Here is a 19,787-nt window from a genome sequence, read left to right on the forward strand (position 1 = left end):
TCCGCCGGAGCGGGGCAGCGCCGGAGCACGTCAGCGCCGGTGCGCGCTCGTCTCGTGGTCGTCGAACAGGACGTCGGGAGCGTCGACCCGGCGGTCGGTCACGGTGGTCGGGCTCTCGAGGTGCACGGCGCCGGACGGCAGGATGCCCGCGCCGCCGAAGCGCTCCATCACCCGCCACTGCGCGACGACGTCCTCGCCGGAGTGCTGCGGGGGCAGGGCGTCCCAGAACCGGAAGCCCCCCACCTGTTCGAGGGCGTCACGGTCGTAGACGACGCACGCGCCGACCCAGGCGACCCGGTAGGGCACCCACCCTCCGGTCTCGACGTCGAGCTCCGCTGCGACGTGTGCCAGGTTCGCGGCGTTGTGCAGCGACAGCCGGTCGAAGCCGGGCGTCCCGCGGCGAACGACCTCGGGCACGACCGGGCCGTCCCACGGTTCGAACACGGCGGTCTCGTGCGGTCGACGGTCCTCCAGGTACGACAGGCCCTGGACGGCGCTGCCGACGAAGCCGCACCCCAGGTCGCGGAGCGCGTCGAGCATCCGGCGGACGGTGCCCGGTTCGAGCCAGACGTCGTCGTCGAGGTAGAGCACCGCGGGAGCGGTCGCGTGGTCGAGGAGGTGCTGGCGGTGTTCCGCCAGACCACGCCGTTCCGGGTGGGCGAGGAGCGTGACGGGACGGCCCTGTGCCTCCAGGACGCGGAGCATCGCGGCCACCGCCGGTTCGGAGGCGGCGTCCTGGCCCGCTGACTGGTCGCTGAGGACCAGGCGCAGGTCGACGTCGGTCTGTGCCGCGAGCCCGGCGAGCGTCGTCGCGAGCTCGGCCGGCCGCCCGACGGTCGGCACCAGGACGTCGACCTCGGCCGGACCGCGGTCGTCCGTCCGGGGGCGTGCCCAGGCACCGGACCAGCGGGCGGCGGTCACGGTGCCGGGTCGGGCTCGACGGCGGGTGCCGTGGAGTCCGCGGTGTCGGTCGCCGGAGCCGTGCCGGCGGCTGCGGCCGCGGCGGCGGTGGCCTCGCGGATGCGCCGCACGACCGCGGTCGTCGAGTGCTCCGGCACGTAGTCGACCATCACGACCTCACCGCCGTACGCCCGGACGACCCCCGTCTCCTCGAGCATCTCGGGGGAGTAGTCGCCGCCCTTGACGTAGACCTCGGGGCGCAGGCGCTCGATGAGCGGGATCGGGGTGTCCGTCGCGAAGACGGTCACGAGGTCGACGCAGGCGAGGGCTGCGAGCACGCCCGCCCGGTCCTCGGCGGTGTTGATCGGACGCTCCGGACCCTTCAGCCGGCGGACCGAGTCGTCGTCGTTGAGGGCGACCACGAGCAGGTCGCCGAGCTCGCGGGCCTGCCGGAGGTAGGTGGTGTGCCCGCGGTGCACGACGTCGAAGCAGCCGTTCGTGAAGACCACGCGACGGCCGGCGGCACGGGCGGCGTCGACGGCCAGGGCGAGGTCGTCGTGGTCGACCACGGTCGCGGCGGGGGCCGTCACGGAGTCGATCAGGGCCGCGGCGGTGCAGACCGAGGTGCCCGCCTCGCGGACCACGACGTCGGCGGCGGCCTGCGCCACCGCGATCGCGTCACGGAGCGGAGCACGCACGGCCAGGGCGACCGTGGCGGCGGCACAGAACGTGTCGCCCGCGCCGGATGCCTGCTGCTCGGACGCCGGCGTCGCGCGGGTTCGGAAGGCCTGGTCCGCGCCGGGCTCGAGCAGGACGGTGCCGTCGCGGTCGAGGGTGACGACCGCCGCACGGGCGCCGCTGCGGGCGAGGACCTCCTGCCGGGCGTCCACGACGACCGGCACCCGGGCCGAGCCGGCTCCGAGGTCGCGACCGAGCAGGCCGGCGGTCTCGCCGGCGTTCGGGGTGACCAGGTCGGGGTGCAGGTCGGCCCACCGCGTCAGGTCGTGGGCATCGACGACGACGGCACCGGGGCGGTCGCGGTCGAGGACGGGCACGACGTCCTCGGGTTGCACACCGAGGCCGTAGTCGCACACCACGGCGGCGTCGGCGCCCCGGACGGCGCGGGCGACGGCCGCGCCGAGGCGGGCACCGGCGTGCGCGTCCGGCGTCGCCGCGATCTCGTCGACGCGGACGACCACGCGGTCGCCGCCGACCACCCGCGACTTCGTGGTGGTGCGGGCACCGGCGACCTCGACCAGGTGGGTCGTGTCGACGCCGGCGGTCTCGAGCCGGTCGCGGAGGACGCGTCCGGACTCGTCGTCACCGATGAGTCCGACCATGCGGACACGGGCGCCGAGGGCGCGGGCGTTCACCGCCGTGTTCGCGGCGCCGCCCGGGACGGCGACCGTCTCGGTCACACGGACCACGGGCGCCGGGGCCTCGCGGGAGACGCGCTCGGCCTCCCCGACGGTCCAGCGGTCGAGGATGCAGTCGCCGATGACGACGACGAGCGGTTCGCGGTCGTCGACCGAGGCGACCAGGTCGCGGACGAGACGGACGTCGGCGGTCATCGGGTTCCTCCGGTGGTGCGTGCGGGGGCGGACTCGAGGTGCACGACGGTGGTGGTCGTCATCTCGTCGAGCAGGTGCGGGCCGTAGCCGAAGCCGGCGCCCGAGGCCCCGCGCGGCTGGGCGCTGCCGCCCGGTGCGCCGCCGAACACCGCGTTCACCTTGACGGTGCCGACGGGGAGCTCGGCTGCGGCGCGGAGGGCGTGACCGGTGTCGCCGGTGAGCACCGTCGCGGCGAGGCCGTACCGGTCGGCCGCGGCGAGGCGCAGGCCCTCGTCGAACGACTCGACGACGCGGACCGGTGCGAGGGGACCGAAGGTCTCCTCGGTCATCACGACCATGTCGTCGGTGCAGTCGGTCAGGACGGTGGCCGGGTAGAACGTGCCGACACCGCCGGGCGTCGTCCCGCCCGTGCGCACGGTGGCGCCGCGCTGCACGGCGTCGTCGACGTGCGCCTGCACCGTGCCGCGGAGCCGGTCGTCGACGAGCGGACCGAACTCGGCGGCGGGCGACGCCGTCCGTCGCTCCGCCTCGGCGACGAGCGCCGCGGTGAACTCCTCGGCGACGTCGCGGTGCACGTAGACGCGCTCGACGCTCGTGCAGATCTGACCCGTGTTCGCGAAGGCGCCGAGCGCGACCTGTGCGGCGGCCCACGCGGGGTCCACGTCGGCGTCCACGACGACCGCGTCGTTGCCGCCGTTCTCGCGGATGACGTGCGCGCGCGTGCTCGCGGCGACCTCGGAGAGGCGGTCGCCGGTGGCGGTGGAGCCGACGTGGGCGTACACGTCGATGCCGTCCTGCTCGAGCAGCGCCTCGCCGGTCGAGGCGTCACCGTCGACGCCCACCAGGACGCCCTCCGGCAGGACCTCGGCCAGCAGCGTGTTCAGCCGGGCGATCGTGCCGGGGCACCGCTCGCTGCCCTTGTGCACCACGGTGTTCCCGGTGACGAGCGCGGCACCGAGGATCCCGAGCGCCACGGCCACCGGGTCGTTCCACGGCGTCAGGGCGAGCACCACGCCGCGGGGGTGGGGGACCGACCAGTCGGCCGCACCGAACTGCCCGCGGAGCGCCTCGCCGCGGTGGACCGGGCCGAGCTCGGCGTACTGCACGAGCGTCCCGATGCCGGCCTGCACGCCGCCCATCGCGTCGCCGGGCACCTTCCCGGTCTCGCGGGTGTTCAGGTCGGCGAGCTCCTGGGAGTGGTCACGGAGGTGCGCTGCTGCTGCGTGCAGCAGGGCTCCGCGCTCCGCCGGTGCGGTGCGCGCCCACGCGGGTGCGGCCGCCCGTGCGCGCGCGACAGCGTTCGCGACGTCCTCGCTCGTGGAGCGCGGGGTCGTCGTGGCGATCGACCCGTCGACGGGGTCGGTGACGACCATGTGGTCGGTGTCGGTCGCGGTCGCTGACGGGGTGGCGAGGGTCATGGTGTCCTTCCGGAGACGGGCGTACGGTTCCACGCTGCTCCCGGGGACCTGTGCGGGGTGCCGGTTTCGGGTGCTCGGTCCGGAGAGCGCACCGGTCGGGTCGGGGACGGCGTCGGCCCGGCAGCGCTCTCGGCTCGGTTCCGGTAGACGGGTGTGGTGCAACTGATCGGCAACGGTGGAGAACGCTTCGACGACGTCCGGGAGATCGCGGTGCTCCGCGGCGGTGGCCTGGGGGACCTGCTCTTCGCGGTCCCCGCGATCGAGGCGCTGCACGCCGCGTACCCCGACGCCCGCATCACGCTGCTCGGGAGCCCGCTGGCCCCGGCGGTCCTGCGCGGACGGACCGACGCGGTGCACGCGTTCGAGGAACTCCCGGTGTCGCCCGGGGTGCGCGACGCCGGGGAGGGTGCGCCGGCGCTGCACGACTTCGAGTCGCGGCTCCGCGGCCGGTTCGACCTCGCCGTCCAGCTGCACGGCGGCGGTCGGAACTCGAACCCGTTCCTGCTGCGCCTCGCCGCACTGCACACCGTCGGCACCGCGACCGAGGACGCCGAGGTCCTGGAGCGGTGGGTCCGCTACGTCTACTACCAGCACGAGGTGCTCCGCGGGCTCGAGGTCGTCTCGCTCGCCGGTGCCGCCCCGGTCACCCTGGACCCGCGCGTGCACGTGAGCGCCGAGGAGCGCCGTGCCGTGCGCGACCGCCTCGGCGTCGCCGGCCACCTGGTGGCCGTGCACCCCGGCGCGACGGACCCGCGGCGCCGGTGGAGCCCCGAGCGGTTCGCAGCCGTGGTGTCCGCGCGGCTCGACGCCGGCGACGACGTCGTGCTCGTCGGCGACGCGACGGACGTGCCGGCGGCGCAGGCCATCCGCGGTGCCGTGCCGGTGGCCCTGCACGACCGTCTCCACGACCTGACCGACGCCCTGCCGCTCGCGGAGCTCCCCGCGGTGCTCGCGGCCGCTGACGTCATGGTCGGCGACGACTCCGGCCCGCGGCACCTCGCCGTCGCGGTCGGCACCCCCACGGTCGGCGTGTTCTGGTTCGGCAACGTGGTGAACGCGGGCCCGATCGACCGCGGACGGCACCGGGTGCACATGTCCTTCGTCACGCGCTGCCCGGTGTGCGGCATCGACGTGACCCAGGTCGGGTGGACCGCGGAGCGCTGCGAGCACGACCCGTCGTACGTCGACGAGGTGCAGCCCGAGGCCGTGCTCACCGACGTCGAGGACCTCCTCGCGACCGTGCGACCCCGGGAGCGAACGGCCGCACCGGTCGTCTGAGCCGGCGCAGGTGTGCACCCGGACGCCGGCTCCGACCCCGTCGGGAACCGAGCGATCGGGCGGGACGTGCCACGCGCACTGCGCCGAGCGGGCGCGATCCGTCGCCGGGCGGTGCCGAGCGTGACGGATCGGGCCCGCTCGACAGGGCGGGAGCGAGCGGACGGGATCGAGTCCGGGCCGACGGGGACGACCCCGACCGGGCAGGACACGCCGCAAGCGTGCCGTCGTGCGGGCGGAATCGGTCGGCTCGCGCTGCCGAGCGTGACAGATCTGGCCCGCTCGGCGGACGGAGGCGACCGATGGAGCGGGCCGGGCCGGCCACGGACGCGACGGGAGGCGCGGTACCGACCGGCACCGCGCCTCCCGTTGCGTCGTCAGCGGGGCCTACGGCCAGCTGGGCTCCGTCGCGGGCATGATCGACAGCTCGCGGATCTCGCAGCCGGCCGGCTGCGACAGCGCGAACAGGATCGAGTTCGCCACGTACTCCGGCTCGATGAGCTGCGCGTCCGGGCCCGGCTTGTACTGCTCGGTCCGGCCCTCGAAGAACGCGGTGCGCATGCCGGCGGGGATGATGTTCGTCACACCGATGCGCCCGGCGGTCTCGGCGGCCAGCGCCTGCGAGAAGCCGCGCACGCCGAACTTCGACGCCGAGTAGGCCGTGCCGTCGCCGACGCCCTTGAGCGCGAGCGACGACGAGATCGTCACGACGCGGCCGTGCGTCGCCTCGAGGGCGGGCAGCGCGGCGCGCACCACGGCGGCGGTGCCGAGCAGGTTGACCCCGACGATGCGCTCCCAGTCGCCCGACGAGATGCCGCCGATCGGCGCCGGCTTGTCGATGCCCGCGGCGGTGACGACGGCGTCGAGTCCGCCGTGGCGCTCCGCGGCCTCGCGGACGGCGCGCTCGGTCGCCTCGGTGTCCGTGACGTCCACGGCGACGGCGTCGGTGCCCTCCGGGACGCCGTCGACGCGCAGGTCGAGGACGATGGGGGTGCCGCCGGCCTCGACGACCGCGGCGACGACGGCCGCGCCGAGACCGGAGGCGCCGCCGGTGACGAGGACGCGACCGATGGGGGTGGTGGGGACGGGCATGGACTTCCTTCCGGGAGTGGCGTGGTGCCGGTCCGTCGGCGGTGCCGACGGGACGTGTGTGGTGACCGGTGACGGACGGGAGGCCCGTGGCGGCGGTGCGCCGTGCCTCCCGTCCGACGTGTGGTCGGGGTGGGTCCTCAGCCGACCGCGGCGAGTGCCGCGGCGAGCCGCGTGGTGGACCGACCGGGGTGGAACGGGACGGTGACGACCCGACCGCCCCACTCGGCGAGCGTCGCCGCCTCGGGGAGCTCGCTCGCGGCGTAGTCGCCGCCCTTCGCCCAGACGTCCGGGCGGAAGCGGCGGAGGGCCTCGTCCGGGGTGTGCTCGTCGAAGACGACCACGGCGTCGACGCAGTCGAGCGCGAGCAGCAGCTCGACCCGGTCGTCCTGCGTCATGATCGGGCGCTCCGGCCCCTTGAGGGCGCGCACCGAGTCGTCCGAGTTGAGGCAGACCACCAGGCAGTCGCCGAGCGCCCGCGCTGCGGAGAGCGTGCGGGCGTGCCCGGCGTGGAGCAGGTCAAAGCAGCCGCCGGTGGCGACGACGGTCCCGCCGGCGCTGCGGACGTCGTGCACGACGCGCAGCGCGTCGCGGTCCACGCCGGGGACGGGCACCGGGGCCGGGCCGTCGTCGGCGAACAGCGCGGTCACGCCGCCGGCCGCGAGGTACTCCGAGGCAGCGAGCACGCCCGCGGCGACGGCCTCCGCGACGTCAGCACCCTCGGCGAGGGCGATGGCGACGCCCGCGGCGAGGCGGTCACCGGCGCCGCACGGGTCGCCGGCGGTGACCGACGGGGCCGGGACGAACCGGCTGTCCAGCGCGGCCGGCCGGGTGCCGTCCCCGCTGCGGCGCGACGCGACGAGGGCGCCGCGGTCGCCCATCGTGACGGCGACGGCGTCGACGTCCCAGGTCCGGACGAGCTCGGCCGCGGCGTCCGTGGCGAAGGGCACGCCCTCGCCGGACAGGTCGGTGAACCGCCGGGCCTCGCTGGTGTTCGGGGTCACGACCGCGGTGCCCGCGACGGGGGAGGCACCCTTCGGGTGCGGGTCCCAGACCACGGGCGTCGTGCGGGCCGCGGCGGCGAGGGCGGTACGGAGCCCGTCGGCGGCCGCGACGCCACGGCCGTAGTCGGCGACGACGATCGCGTCGGCGCCCTCGAGCGCCGCGGTCATCTCGGCGGTCGTGCCGGGGACGGGCGGGGTGGCGCACCCCTCGTCGATGCGGACGAGCGCGTGGTCGACCACGCGGACGCGGGTCTTCACCGGGGTCGGCGCACCGGACGGACCGGCGACGACGTGCACGTCGGGCAGCAGGGCGCGGATCTCGTCGGCACGATCGTCGTCGCTCAGCACGGTGACGAGCGTCACGTCGTGGCCGTCGCGTACGAGCATCGAGGCGACCAGGCCGGCGCCACCGGCACGACGGTCGTCGGTCCGGACGTCGACGACCGGGACGGGGGCGTCCGGGCTGAGCCGTTCGCTCGTGCCCGAGACGTCGACGTCGAGCAGGGTGTCGCCGACGACGACGATGCGACGCCGGGTGCCGTCGCCGGAGCCCGGCGTCGCGCTGGCGGTGCGCTCCGTGCCGCTCACCGGCGGCCGCCGCGGCGGAGGGCCGGCTCCATCGCACGGCAGAGGGCGTGCACGAGGACGAGCTGCGCCTCCTGCACGTTGGCCGAGGGGCCCTCGATGCGGATCGCGTCGTCGACCGCGTCGGCGAGCGGGTTCGGCCCGGGGCCGGTCATCGCGATCGAGCGTGCACCGACGGCCCGAGCGGCCTCGGCCGCGCGGAGCAGGTTCGGGCTCTTGCCGCTCGTGCTCAGCAGCACGACGACGTCACCGGCGCGCGCGTGCGCCGTCACCTGGCGGGCGAAGACCTGGTCGTAGCCGTAGTCGTTCCCGATCGCGGTGACGGCGGAGCTCTCGGCGTGCAGGGAGATCGCCGAGTACGCCGGACGGTCCCCGTCGAAGCGGCCGGTCAGCTCGGAGGTGAGGTGCTGGGCCTCCGCCGCCGAGCCGCCGTTGCCCGCGGCGAGCAGCCGACGGCCGGCGACGAGCCGTGCGGCGATGTCGTCCGCCCACGCCGCGATGTGGTCCTTGTGGTCGACGAGCGAGGCGATCACGGGCACCGAGGCGGCGATGTGGTCGACGACGGTCCGGACGCTGGCGCTCTCGGTCTCCGGCTCACGCGTGCCGGTCTGCTGCTCGATGGTCATCGTGCGGTCCTCTCCGTCGGGTGCGGCAGCACCGCGGGCGTCGGGCGGGCGGTCCGTCCGGCGCGTCCGGGACGGGCGCCCGGGATGGTCGTGGCGGGGGTGATCCCGACGGGGTCGTTCGACACGGGTGCCGTGTCGGTCCCGGTGGCCGCGACGGCGGGCGTGGCGAGGCCGTTCGCGGCGCCGGCGACGAGGCGCTCGTACACGCGCTCGCTCTCGGCGGCGACCTTGTGCCAGGTGTACCGGGACTCGGCGCGCTCGCGACCCGCGCGTCCGTACGCGTCGCGCCGCTCGCGGTCGTCGAGCAGCGCGCCCACGGCGGCGGCCACGGCCTCCTCGTCGCGGGGCGGGACGTGCAGGCCGGTGGCGTCCTCCACGACGGTGTCGATGAGTCCGCCGACGCTCGACGCGACGACGGGACGACCGCACGCCATGGCCTCGAGCGGCACGATGCCGAAGGGCTCGTACCAGGGGGCGCACACGACGACGTCGGCGCTGCGGTAGACGGCGGGCATGTCGTGCTGCCCGAGCTGGCCGCGGAAGCTCACGTGCTCGCGCACCCCGAGCGACCGGGCCAGGGCGTCGAGGCGCTGGTACTCCGGGTCGTCGGCGAGGTCGGCTCCGGCCGTGCCGGCTCCGCCGACCACCACGAGCTCGGCCTCGCGGCCCTCGTCGAGCAGCTTCGCGAGCGCGGCGATGGTCGTGCCGACACCCTTCCGGCGCACCAGGCGCGACGCGGTGAGCACCCGGAAGGGGCGCCCACGCTCCTCGACGGGGCCGTCCGGCCGGAAGAGCTCGGTGTCCACACCGCACGGCACCACGGAGATGGCGTGCAGCGGCACGCCGAGGGTCTTGAGCTCGAAGGCCTCGTCGGAGCACGTCGCGACGACCTGGTCGACGCTCCGGCCCACGGCGGGCTCGATCCACTCGCGCTCCGCGGGACTCGTGTCGGCGGTGCCCTGGTGGCGACGCTTCACGACGCCCAGCGCGTGGAAGGTCTGCACGACCGGGATCCGGACGCCACCGGTGCGGGCGTGGACCTGCTTGACGGCCTCGAGCGCGGCGTACCCGGACATCCAGAAGTGCCCGTGCACCACGTCGGGGCGGTCGACGAACCACTCCGCCGCGAGCACCGAGGCGAACGTGTCCATGAACGGGAACAGGTCGTCCTTCGGGACGTGGCGGGCGGGCCCGGCGTCGACCTGCACGACCTCGACGCCCGGGCGCAGCAGCACGCGGACGGGCTGGTCGGCGTCGTCGCGCCGCGTGTACACGGTCACCTGGTGGCCGCGGTCCGCGAGGGCCGCGGACAGCTCGGCGACGTGCACGTTCTGTCCACCGGCGTCGACTCCGCCGAGCACCGCGAGCGGGCTCGCGTGCTCGGACACCATCGCGATCTTCATCGGAGGCTCCCTTCCAGCGCGGCGTCCGCCGCGCGTCCGCGCCGCGCACCACGCGCGACGGCGTCGTCGAGGAGGTCGTCCCAGTCCGCCAGGTACCGGCCGAGCGCGTGCCGCTCGAGCGCGGCCTCTCGGGCGACGGCACCGCGGCGACGGGCCTCCTCGGGGTCCTCCAGGAGCGTCCTGGAGGCACGGACCAGCTCGTCGACGTCGGTCGCGATCGCGCCGGCCTCGGCGGGCACGGTCCGTGGTGCGTCGGTCGTCGCGAGCACGAGGACCGGCATCGCCATGTGCATCGACTCGATCAGCGACAGGCCGAGCGACGTCCAGCGGTTCGGGTGCACGTACGCGCGTCGTTGCGCGAGGGCTGCGTGCATGGGATCTGCAGGGACGTCACCGAGGGCGACCACGCGGTCGCCGAACCCGAGTTCAGGGAGCCGGTCGGTGCCCATGCCCCAGAGGTCGACGGGTGCGACCTCGGCGAAGCGGGGGAGCAGGTCCGTGCCGACCACACGGCCGCGGCGGACCGGTTCGTTGATGACGACACCGAAGCGCTCGAGTGCGCCGGTGTAGAGCGGGCCCGGGTCGACGACGCCGTGCTCGACCACCGTCGTGCGGGTCGTGCCGCAGTCCCACATGAGGGCGTTCCAGTGCGTGACGTGCGCGATCACCAGGTCGTCGCGGTCGCGCATCGGGTGCAGGCTGCTCGGGACGTCGACGCGCGGGGCGTTGTGCTCGACGAAGACCACGGGGACCTCGCGGCCGCGGAGCAGGCGACGGGCCTCCTCGAGCTCCTCGGTGCGCTGCAGGACGACCACGTCGACCTCGGCGTCGGCGACGTCGGCCGGGTCGATCTCGATCGCGTTCGCCGGCCAGTCGCGGCCGCCCCGCCCGAGCCCCCAGCCGTCGCGGGCCGGTGTGGTGGGGATGAGGTACTCGTGGGGGCCGCGGACGAAGGCGTCCATCCAGCCGCCGTGCACGTGCCACACGAGGATCCGCATGCAGGGCCTTTCGACGGTTCGGTGCCCCTCCGGACAGCTGCCCCGCCGGCGCTCGCGCGCGCTGCGCGGGTGCCGGGAAGAGGAGCAGGAGGAGCAGTGGCGCACGCTACGGGAGCACTGCTGGTCCTCCTCGCAGCTTCTCCTGCTTCATCCGCTGAGCGCACTGCCGTCCGCGACGGCGCCGGACCCGGTGCCGCGCGCCAGCAGGCGTCCGTGTGCGTCGAGGACGTCCTGCACGCGCACTCCGGACAGGCACGGGTGGCCCGGGACCGGGCACTCCCGCGCACGGCTCAGGCGGCAGGCGGCGGTCCGGTCGCCGAGCAGTTCCACCTCGGGTGCGTACGGGGCCCACTTCACCGCCGGCACCACCGGCGAGAACAGGCTGACGATGCGCGCCCCCACCGCGGCGGCGAGGTGTGCCGGGCCGGTGTTGCCGACGACGACGACCTCGGCGCCGGCGAGGACCGCGGCGAGCTCGGCGGGCGACGTCCGACCGCCGAGGTCGACCGCGGTGTCGCCCGCGACGGCGGTCGTGAGCGCCCGCTCGCCGGGGCTGCCCGTGACGACCACGGGGACCCCGCGCTCGGCGTAGGCCGCGACGAGGGCACGGTGGTGCTCCTCCGGCCAGGAGCGCGCCGGGACGCTCGCGCCGGGGTGGACGACCACGTAGCGGTCCAGGGCGGCCACCTCGGGTGGTGCGACGGCGTCGATCCGCACCACGAGCCTCCCGTCGTCATCCGCCGGCAGGGCGAACCCGGCGGCCTCGGCGATGCGGAGGGCGCGCTCCGGCTCCGGGAGGTCCTCCGGCAGGTCCTCGCCCGGGCGGAGCCGCACGTCGAGCAGCGACCCGGGGTGGTCGACCGACGCACCGGAGACCCGGGGCACCCCGGCCAGGCGGAGCAGCAGGGCGACCGGCAGGGGCGACTGGTGGAACGAGGTGAGCACGACGGCCTCGTCGGGCTGTTCCTCGGTGACGAGCGCACGGAACTCGCCGAGCAGCGCGTCGTCGATCGGCCGCGCGGTCTCGGTCACCCAGGGCGCTGCCCAGACCCGCACCCGGTCGACCCCGGGCAGCAGGTCCGCGGCCGGGGAGCCTTGGGGGCCGCAGAGCATCGTGACGTGCGCGGCCCCCGCGGCGACGGCGCGCACGGCGGGGCCGGCCACCAGGACGTCGCCGAACGAGTCGAGCCGGACGACCAGGACGCGCGGACCGGTCCGCTCGTCGGCCGTGGTCGACTCCGCACCCTCGGGACCGCGCTGCTCGGCGCGGCTCACGCCCGGGCCGCCGGGACCCGGGCCAGCACGAGGGAGACGGCGTCGTCGAGGGAGCCGGCGACGGTCTCCGCCGCCTCGACCTCTTCGGCGCGCGTCCGCGGCGTCGGCACCAGCACGCCCTGCGCACCCGCCGCCGCCGCGGCACCGACGTCGGCGCCGATGTCCCCGACCACCACGATCTCGGACGGGTCGAGCCCGAGCCGTCGCGCGGCGTCGAGCACCATCCCCGGACGCGGCTTGCGGCACGCACACCCGTCGCCGGCGTCGTGCGGGCAGACGCACCAGACGTCGAACGGGCCGACCAGCTCGTCCACGCGGGCGTTCGTCGCGTCGACCTGCTCGCGGGTCGCCAGGCCCTTCGCGATCGCCGACTGGTTCGTCACGACCCCGACGCGCAGACCGGCGGTCCGGGCACGCTCGACCGCGCGGTGGGCGCCGGGCACGGGGACGACCTTGTGGGGGTCGGCGTTGTACGGGACGTCGATGACGAGGGTGTCGTCACGGTCGAAGAGCAGACCGCGGACGGCGCGGTCCTTCGCGAGAGCCATGCTCCTTGGTACCGTCCGCCGGCCGGGAACCGGCCCAGGCGCGGCCGGATACCGTCGGACCGTGACCGCCGTCCCCGCCCTGCCCCCGTCCGACGGACGCCCCGACCTGCTCGTCCTGCGCGCCATCAAGCTCGGGGACGCGCTCGTCGCCGTCCCCGCACTGCACGCGCTCCGCCGGGCGTTCCCCGGCCACCGGATCACCCTGGCGACGACCGCGTGGCTCGCCCCGGTCGTCGAGCTGCTGCCCGTCGACGTGCACCTCGCGCAGCACGGGCTCGACCACCCGATCGCCGCCTCCGCCGGAGCGGTCGACGTCGCGGTCAACCTGCACGGTGCCGGGCCGGAGTCGTCCGACCTCGTCGCCGCACTCGGTGCCCGGCGGGTGATCGGCCACGCCGACCCGACCCACGGGTACGAGGGCCCGGAGTGGCCGGACGACGTCCACGAGCGGGAGCGCTGGGCGGACCTGCTCACCTGGCACGGCATCCCCGCCGACCCCGACGAGGTCGCCATCGCCCGCCCGGCCGCCCCGTCCGCCGCGCCGGGTGCCGCGGTCGTGCACATCGGTGCCTTCCACGGTGCGCGGCACTGGCCGACCGACCGCTTCGCAGCCGTGGTGCGGGGGCTCCGCGAGCGCGGCCTCGACGTGGTCCTGACGGGAGGCGCGGACGACGTCGAGCGCGCCACCGCCGTCGCGCAGTCGGCCGGGTTGCCGCCGGAGGCGGTCCTCGCGGGCGCGCTGGAGCTGCAGGCCTTCGCCGGCGTCATCGCATCGGCATCGCTCGTCGTGACCGTCGACACGGGGGCGGCCCACCTCGCCTCCGCCTACGGGATCCCGTCCGTCGTGGTGTTCGGGCCGGCGCCGCCCGAGGCCTGGGGACCGCCCGCCTCCGGTCCGCACGTCGTGCTCACCGACGCGTCCGTGCGCCGCGGGGACGTGTTCGCGGAGGACCCGGACCCGGCGCTCCTGGCCGTCGGCGTGGACGACGTGCTCGCCGCCGTCGACTCGCCCCCGTCACTTCGCCGTGAACCCGCCGAGGGGTCGTCGGTAGCGTCGAGGCGTACCTGTCCTGCTCGAAGGGAGCGCCCCGTGTTCGAAGCCGCCAACATCCGTGACTGGATCGGCCTGCCCGTCGTCGACGAGACCGAGGACAAGATCGGCACGCTCGAGAGCATCTACTACGACACCGCGACGTCCGATCCCGCCTTCGGCGCCGTCACCACCGGGCTGCCCGGGTTCCAGAAGCTGCTCTTCGTCCCGCTCGTCGGTGCGGCGGTGGCGCCGAAGCACCTGCTCGTGACGTTCCCGAAGAAGCTCGTCAAGGACGCCCCGACCATCCCGACCGACGGCGAGCTCGAGGCCTCGACCGAACCCGTGCTGTACGAGCACTACGGCCTGCAGTACCAGACCGGCAGCAACGGGGAACGGCGCCTGGGTCGTCGCTGACACCGGCACCCGGGACGGGCAGGTAGCCTTGCCCGTCCCGTCGTCGCGTCCACCCGGAGGACCCCCTGCAGCGCACCACCCGCTCGAAGCGGTCGACCGCCGTCGCCCTCGTGCTCGCGGTCCTCGCCGCGGTCGTCGTCGCGCCGTCGGGCCCGGTCGCGGTCGCACCGACCGACGGCGCCGTCGCGGCGCCGATGTGGCCGGTCCCGGAGCCGTACCCGGTGACGGACGACCCGGCCGAGACGCTCGCCGACCTGCCGCCGGGCAGCGAGTACGTCGCACTCGGCGACTCCTACTCGGCCGGCTACGGCCTGGGCGACCCGACCCGGCTGCCGACGAGCGCCTGCGCGCAGTCGGCGCGCGACTACCCCCACCGGCTCGCGGCGCGCTTCGGACTCGACCTGACCGACGTGACGTGCGCGGGGGCGACCAGTCGTGACGTCGTGTCGGGGTACCAGTTCCGCGGGGTGCCGCCCCAGGTCCGGGCACTGTCCGAGGACACCCGGCTGGTCACGCTGACGATCGGCGGCAACGACGCCGACCTGTTCGGCACCGCCGCATCCTGCCTGGCGCTGTCCTCCCGCGGCCCGGTGTTCTCCGGTCGGGACGCCCCGTCGTGCCGCAGCACCCTCGTGCACGACGGGGTGGACGACCTCGACGTGCGCATCCGGTCCCGGGTCGCGCTCGGGATCGCGGACACGCTCGCCGCGGTCCGCCGGGCCGCGCCGAACGCGGTCGTGGTCTTCCTCGGCTACCCGGCGATCTTCCCGGACGCGGCCCACACGCCGGCGCGGGGGTGCTTCCGCTCGGCGCTCGACCTCGGCTCGCTCGTGGGGTCCTTCCCGCGGGACACCTACCCGTTCACCGACGGCGACGTCCGGTACCTGCACGGGGTCCAGGAGTCGCTCGACGAGGTCTCGGCGTCCGCTGCCGAGGCGGCCGGCGTCCCGTTCGTCGACGTGTTCGCCCGGTCGCAGGCGCACTCGGCCTGCGCGACCGACGACCCGTACGTCGCGGGCGTCTCGCTCTCCGGGGCGGGCGACCTGAGCCGCATCGACATGGTGCCCGGGGCCCTGCACCCGAACGGGCGCGGGGTGGCGTGGTTGACCGGGCAGGTGGCCTCGGAGCTCCGCCGGCTCGCGGACTGAGCCGTGCACGGCCGCTCGTCGTAGGGTCGATCGGTGGTCACCAGCGCCGGACTCCTGCTGCACCGTCGGTCGCCCGTGGACGGCACCCCGGAGGTCTTCGTCGCGCACATGGGCGGACCGTTCTGGCGTCGACGCCCGCGCGCGTGGTCGATCCCGAAGGGGCTCGTCGAGGACGGTGAGGACGCACTCGACACCGCGCGCCGCGAGTTCGCCGAGGAGATCGGGGTCCCCGCACCGACGGGACCCGTGCTCGACCTCGGCGAGGTCCGCCAGGCCTCCGGGAAGCGCGTCCGGGTCTTCGCGGCACGGGCCGACGACTTCGAGGTCGACGAGGTGCGGAGCAACACGGTGCAGGTCGAGCTCCCGCGCGGTTCCGGTCGGTTCGTCGCGGTCCCCGAGGTCGACGACGCCCGCTGGTTCGGCATCGAGGAGGCGCGCGGGGTGCTCGTGTCCGGCCAGGTCGTCGCGCTCGACCGGCTGCTCGCGGCCCTGGAGGGCCGGTGATCCGCGACCCGCACCGGGGCTGTCCCTCGTCCGCGCTGCCCGGATAGCCTGAGCAAGCGTCGGGTATTCGTCGGCGCCGACACAGGGGAGCACACATGCGCAGATGGCGCACCGTCATCGCCGGCGGCATCGCCGTCGCACTCGGGGCAGGACTGGCGGTGAGCGGCGTCACGAGCGCGACGGCCGCGACCACGGGGAACTGGGCCACCGTCACGGTGGACGGCACGAGTCGTGCGTACACCGGCTCGATCGCGCTCCCGGGGTTCCCGGACACCACCTTCACGTCCACCTCCCGGCAGGCCACGGTCGTCTCCGGCGCATCGACGTGGCAGGGGGCGTCGACTCCGCCCGGCACGGTCTACGGCACCAGTCGCGGTGCGACGTACCTCAACCAGCGGCCGGCGGCGGACGACGCGCGGAGCCCTGCCGTCACGACCTGGACGTTCGACGGTGGGACGCCAGGGGCCGGCGGTTGGTCCTTCGTCCTGGGCGACGTCGACGCCGACCAGGCGACGATCTCGGCGACCCTCGCGGACGGCACCCCAGCCACCGTGGACCAGCTCGGCTACGCGGGTTCGTACAACTCGTGCTCGACCGTCTCGCCCGGCGGGTGGAGCTGCCCGCGCGATCCCGGAGGCGTGGCGGCGGGTCAGGACCTGCCGTCCTGGGACCCGGCCACGGGGGTGCTGCGGGGCAACGACGCCGCGAACGACACCGCCGGCGCGAGCGCATGGTTCACACCGACGGCGTCGCTCGCGACGCTGACCATCGCCTACCAGCAACGCAGTGGCCTCCCCGTCTACCAGACCTGGTTCGCGAACCGGACCTCGTCCCTCTCCGGCACTGCGGCACTCGACGGCGAACCACTGGTGGACACACTCGTCACCGTGACCGCTCCGAACGGCACCGAGTACACGACGACCACCGGTCCCGACGGTGCGTACGCCTTCCCCGCGCTCACCCAGGCCGACGGGTACCGGGTGTCGATCGCGACCCCGGACAACGCGGCGGTCGACCGCGCTCCCGCGGTGGTCGACCTCCGGACCGACGTCACGGACGCCGACTTCGTCCTCAGCACGGTCCCGGGGACCGTCGACCTCGACGGCTCGGTGGTCGACGCCGACGGCCGCCCCGTCGCCGACGCCGAGGTGACCGTCACGGACACCTCGGGGCTGCCCCTCGCCACCGTCGTCACGGACGCGGACGGGCGCTGGCGTGCCGTCGGCCTGCCGGCCGGCACCGCGGTCGTCGCGACGGTGAGCGGTGCCCCTCCGGTGTCGGGCTCGACCGGTGCCGACGGTGCCCCGGTGGCTGCGCTCGACCCGATCGTCCTGCCGATCAGCGTGGGGACGATCACGGGCCGCGTGACGCTCGACGGCGGCGCCCCCGCCGCACCCGCGCTCGTGGAGGTCCTGCAGGGCGGTGGCGTGGTGGCCACCGTCGAGACGGACGCCGACGGCACGTACGGTCTGGCGCTCCGGCCCGGCACCTACACCGTCCGTACCGAGGCCGCGGTCGCCGGTGCTCCTGAGCCGACCGAGCTGACGGTCGAGGTCACCGCCGACGGCACGGTCCGAGCGGACTTCCCGTTCACGACGCCGGTGGCTGTCACGGTCGGGCAGGCCGGTTCCGTCCGCTACGAGGACGGCACGCCCGTCGTGGACACGACCGTCACCGCACGGCCGGTCGAGGCCGGTTCGGGTGCCGTGGTCACGGTCGAGACGACCGCGGACGGCGGGTACTCGCTCGCCGGGTTGACGCCGTCGACGGAGTACGCCGTGAGCGTCGAGGGGGCCCCCGTCCGGACGGTCACGACGCCCGCCACGGGGACCGCCGCCGACGCCGTCGACTTCGTCCTGCCCCTGCCGACGGTCGACCAGCCGGGCACGGTCAGCGACGCGGACGGCGCCCCCGCCGCGGCCGTCCCGGTCGTGGCGACGCCGACCGGTGACGACGACGGCGAGCCGGTCAGCACGACCACCGGCGACGACGGCACCTTCGTGCTCGAGGGGCTCCGCCCGCTGACCGAGTACACGATCACGGCCGGGACCGGCTCCGAGCAGTCGGACCCGGTGGTGGTCACGACCGCCGCGGTCGGCGGCACGCCGGAGCCCGTGCGCCTCGTCCTCGCCGAGGTCGCCGTCACGCCGGAGCCCACCCCGACGGTGACGCCGCAGCCGACCGACGGCCCGACCCCGAGCGCGGCACCCGTCGCGGGCGGTACCGGCACGGGCGACGGTGGCGGCCCGACCGGTGGCGGACTCGCCTTCACCGGAGCCGACGTCACCGCCGCGGTCGCCGTCGCAGCGCTGCTGCTCCTGACCGGCGGCGGGTTGCTGTCGGTCCGCGCGGCACGTCGTCGACGGTCGGTCCCGCAGGACTGACCGCGCACCCGGCCGTCGGGCTCCGGGCTCCGGGCTCCGGGCTCCGGGCTCCGGGAGACGGGAGCGGGGCGGGTCGACACCGGTCGGCCCGCCCCGCTCCCGTGTCCCGGGCTCAGCGCCGCCGCTGCGTCCGCACGGATCCCGTCGCGGTCGACACCGTGCCGGTGGCGACGCCGATCGACCCGGTGATGGTGGCGATCGCGCGGCTGACGACCGGCACCGAGCTGGTGACGACGGCGAGTGAGGACGTGATCGCCTCGACCGACGTCGTGGACAGGTGCTCCTGCGCGTGCGTGTGCACCGGGAAGCCGCGGCGCGCCGCGAGCACGACGCCGAGCGAGCCGATCAGCACGACGGCGCCGGCGAACGGCAGGTACTGCAGGCCGACCGCACCGAGCGCCTGCCCGCCGACGGCTGCCCCGCCCGCGATGCCGATGTTCGACGCGCCGTTGACGAGGGCGCCGGCGATGTCGGGGGAGACGCCGCCGGTGCGGATCGCCGCGGCCATGAAGAGGGTGCCGGTCGTGCCGTTCGCCGCCATCCAGACCCCGGCGACCACCATGGTGCCGAACAGCGAGCCGTGCACGAACGGCAGCACGGCGAAGGCGGCGGCCATCACGGCGACGGCGGCGATCAACGTCTGCCGCGGTGCCCGGTCGACGAAGGTGCCGGCGAGCCAGAGGCCCACGATGCCGGTCCCGCCGAGCACCAGGAGCGCACCGCTCACCATGCCGGCGTCGAGCCCGGCGTCGATCGCGTACGGGCCGATGTAGGTGTAGACGACGTAGTGCCCGGCGAAGAGCAGCAGGTCGGCGACGACGACGGAGAGCAGTCCGGTGCGGGCCCACGCGCGGGGTGAACCGATGTGCGGGGACGCGGTCCCGCTGACCGCCGGCAGGAACGCGACCGCGACCAGCGCGAGGACGGCTGCGGCGAGCGCGACGGAGCCGACGGCGGGGCGCCACCCGATCGTCTGCGCGACCCAGGTGGCCAGCGGCACGCCGAGGACGAAGCCGAGCGAGCTGCCGGAGTAGACGAAGGCGATCGCGCGTCCGGCCAGCCGCGGGGGCACGATCCGCGTCGCGTAGGCCGACGCGACCGAGAAGAAGAGCGCGTGTGCGACGCCGCCGACGACGCGACCCGCGCAGACGACGGCGAAGCTCGGCGCGACCGCGACCAGCACGTTCGAGACGGCGTAGCCGACCAGGGTCGACACCAGGACCGCCTTGCGGGGGAGCCGCGCGGTGAGCGACGTCAGCGGGAGGGCGAGGATCGCCACGGCTGCGGCGTAGACGGTGACGACGAAGCCCATCGTCGACTCGCTGACGCCGAGGTCGCGGCTCATCGTGCCGAGCAGCCCGACCGGCATGAGCTCCGTGGTGATCGCGAAGAAGGTGGCGAGCCCGAGCACGGCGATGCCGACGATCGACCGGTTGGTGACGGTGATCGGCCGCGTGCTCGTCGACACGGCCGAGGTGGTGGTGTTGGTGGACACGCTGCTGACCTCCTCCGGGGAACGCCGGAGCGCGCGTCGGACCGGCCGTCGTGACGGCGGTGCGCGGTGCGCGCTCGCGGTGGGTGTGGTCCGGGTCGAACGACCCGGTCGGGTTGT

The 19,787-nt window shown here is 75.4% G+C and carries 16 protein-coding genes; 5 read left to right on the plus strand and 11 right to left on the minus strand.

Annotated elements, in window-relative coordinates; genetic code table 11:
- Positions 1-30: 30 nt before the first annotated feature.
- From NI26_RS07850 to NI26_RS07860, 3 genes are read right to left on the minus strand one after another with little or no spacing between them, the layout of a single operon-like run.
- Positions 31-921 carry a glycosyltransferase family 2 protein gene (locus NI26_RS07850; protein ID WP_066654242.1) on the minus strand — a complete coding sequence of 297 codons (891 nt, stop codon included), beginning with the start codon at positions 919-921 and terminating at the stop codon, positions 31-33.
- Positions 918-2,471, minus strand: coding sequence for a D-glycero-beta-D-manno-heptose 1-phosphate adenylyltransferase (rfaE2, locus tag NI26_RS07855; protein ID WP_066654244.1), 1,554 nt, complete (start codon positions 2,469-2,471; stop codon positions 918-920). The genes NI26_RS07850 and rfaE2 overlap by 4 nt, the downstream gene beginning before the upstream one ends.
- Entirely contained in the window at positions 2,468-3,889 is a 1,422-nt protein-coding gene (locus tag NI26_RS07860) for an aldehyde dehydrogenase family protein (protein WP_066658201.1), read from the minus strand. The genes rfaE2 and NI26_RS07860 overlap by 4 nt, the downstream gene beginning before the upstream one ends.
- A 156-nt stretch (positions 3,890-4,045) precedes the next feature.
- Here NI26_RS07860 and NI26_RS07865 point away from each other — a divergent pair, with 156 nt between their 5' ends.
- Positions 4,046-5,167 carry a glycosyltransferase family 9 protein gene (locus NI26_RS07865; protein WP_066658202.1) on the plus strand — a complete coding sequence of 374 codons (1,122 nt, stop codon included), beginning with the start codon at positions 4,046-4,048 and terminating at the stop codon, positions 5,165-5,167.
- Between the two features lie 384 nt (positions 5,168-5,551).
- On the opposite strand, the gene NI26_RS07870 is transcribed toward NI26_RS07865, so the two are convergent.
- The 7 genes from NI26_RS07870 to NI26_RS07900 form a co-directional block, all read right to left on the minus strand.
- The gene (locus tag NI26_RS07870; protein ID WP_066654246.1) at positions 5,552-6,256 is read right to left on the minus strand and encodes an SDR family oxidoreductase; all 705 of its coding nucleotides are present in this window, start codon (positions 6,254-6,256) and stop codon (positions 5,552-5,554) included.
- A gap of 137 nt (positions 6,257-6,393) precedes the next feature.
- Entirely contained in the window at positions 6,394-7,845 is a 1,452-nt protein-coding gene (locus tag NI26_RS07875) for a PfkB family carbohydrate kinase (protein ID WP_066654248.1), read from the minus strand.
- Positions 7,842-8,468, minus strand: coding sequence for a D-sedoheptulose-7-phosphate isomerase (locus NI26_RS07880; RefSeq protein WP_066654250.1), 627 nt, complete (start codon positions 8,466-8,468; stop codon positions 7,842-7,844). Before NI26_RS07880 ends, NI26_RS07875 begins: the two co-directional genes overlap by 4 nt.
- Positions 8,465-9,871 carry a glycosyltransferase gene (locus tag NI26_RS07885; RefSeq protein WP_081984840.1) on the minus strand — a complete coding sequence of 469 codons (1,407 nt, stop codon included), beginning with the start codon at positions 9,869-9,871 and terminating at the stop codon, positions 8,465-8,467. The genes NI26_RS07880 and NI26_RS07885 overlap by 4 nt, the downstream gene beginning before the upstream one ends.
- Positions 9,868-10,869 (minus strand): glycosyltransferase, encoded by a 1,002-nt coding sequence (locus tag NI26_RS07890; RefSeq protein WP_066654252.1) that lies wholly within the window; start codon positions 10,867-10,869, stop codon positions 9,868-9,870. Before NI26_RS07890 ends, NI26_RS07885 begins: the two co-directional genes overlap by 4 nt.
- A gap of 147 nt (positions 10,870-11,016) precedes the next feature.
- A complete protein-coding gene (locus tag NI26_RS07895; RefSeq protein ID WP_066658207.1) occupies positions 11,017-12,069 on the minus strand; it encodes a glycosyltransferase family 9 protein in 1,053 nt (350 codons plus the stop codon).
- Between the two features lie 71 nt (positions 12,070-12,140).
- Positions 12,141-12,692 carry a D-glycero-alpha-D-manno-heptose-1,7-bisphosphate 7-phosphatase gene (locus NI26_RS07900; protein ID WP_066654254.1) on the minus strand — a complete coding sequence of 184 codons (552 nt, stop codon included), beginning with the start codon at positions 12,690-12,692 and terminating at the stop codon, positions 12,141-12,143.
- A 61-nt stretch (positions 12,693-12,753) separates the two neighbouring features.
- Here NI26_RS07900 and NI26_RS07905 point away from each other — a divergent pair, with 61 nt between their 5' ends.
- From NI26_RS07905 to NI26_RS07920, 4 genes are all read left to right on the plus strand, one after another.
- Positions 12,754-14,139 (plus strand): glycosyltransferase family 9 protein, encoded by a 1,386-nt coding sequence (locus NI26_RS07905; RefSeq protein WP_158407752.1) that lies wholly within the window; start codon positions 12,754-12,756, stop codon positions 14,137-14,139.
- Between the two features lie 110 nt (positions 14,140-14,249).
- On the plus strand, positions 14,250-15,287 hold the full coding sequence (locus NI26_RS07910; RefSeq protein WP_066654256.1) for an SGNH/GDSL hydrolase family protein: 1,038 nt from the start codon (positions 14,250-14,252) through the stop codon (positions 15,285-15,287).
- Between the two features lie 33 nt (positions 15,288-15,320).
- Entirely contained in the window at positions 15,321-15,791 is a 471-nt protein-coding gene (locus tag NI26_RS07915; RefSeq protein ID WP_066654258.1) for an NUDIX domain-containing protein, read from the plus strand.
- 95 nt (positions 15,792-15,886) lie between these two features.
- Positions 15,887-18,175, plus strand: coding sequence for a carboxypeptidase-like regulatory domain-containing protein (locus NI26_RS07920; protein WP_066654260.1), 2,289 nt, complete (start codon positions 15,887-15,889; stop codon positions 18,173-18,175).
- A 112-nt stretch (positions 18,176-18,287) separates the two neighbouring features.
- Here the strand turns inward: NI26_RS07920 and NI26_RS07925 are convergent, their stop codons facing one another.
- Positions 18,288-19,670 (minus strand): MFS transporter, encoded by a 1,383-nt coding sequence (locus NI26_RS07925; RefSeq protein ID WP_066654264.1) that lies wholly within the window; start codon positions 19,668-19,670, stop codon positions 18,288-18,290.
- Positions 19,671-19,787 lie beyond the last annotated feature (117 nt).

Source organism: Curtobacterium sp. MR_MD2014 (assembly GCF_000772085.1).
In the GTDB taxonomy this organism is placed as follows: Bacteria; Actinomycetota; Actinomycetes; order Actinomycetales; family Microbacteriaceae; genus Curtobacterium.

What these genes read in the sequence shown, in the direction of transcription:
- rfaE2 (WP_066654244.1), bottom strand. Translation starts at nt 2,471, where the DNA reads ATGACCGCCGACGTCCGTCTCGTCCGCGACCTGGTCGCCTCGGTCGAC.
- NI26_RS07885 (WP_081984840.1), bottom strand. Translation starts at nt 9,871, where the DNA reads ATGAAGATCGCGATGGTGTCCGAGCACGCGAGCCCGCTCGCGGTGCTC.
- NI26_RS07870 (WP_066654246.1), bottom strand. Translation starts at nt 6,256, where the DNA reads ATGCCCGTCCCCACCACCCCCATCGGTCGCGTCCTCGTCACCGGCGGC.
- NI26_RS07860 (WP_066658201.1), bottom strand. Translation starts at nt 3,889, where the DNA reads ATGACCCTCGCCACCCCGTCAGCGACCGCGACCGACACCGACCACATG.
- NI26_RS07880 (WP_066654250.1), bottom strand. Translation starts at nt 8,468, where the DNA reads ATGACCATCGAGCAGCAGACCGGCACGCGTGAGCCGGAGACCGAGAGC.
- NI26_RS07890 (WP_066654252.1), bottom strand. Translation starts at nt 10,869, where the DNA reads ATGCGGATCCTCGTGTGGCACGTGCACGGCGGCTGGATGGACGCCTTC.
- NI26_RS07900 (WP_066654254.1), bottom strand. Translation starts at nt 12,692, where the DNA reads ATGGCTCTCGCGAAGGACCGCGCCGTCCGCGGTCTGCTCTTCGACCGT.
- NI26_RS07920 (WP_066654260.1), top strand. Translation starts at nt 15,887, where the DNA reads ATGCGCAGATGGCGCACCGTCATCGCCGGCGGCATCGCCGTCGCACTC.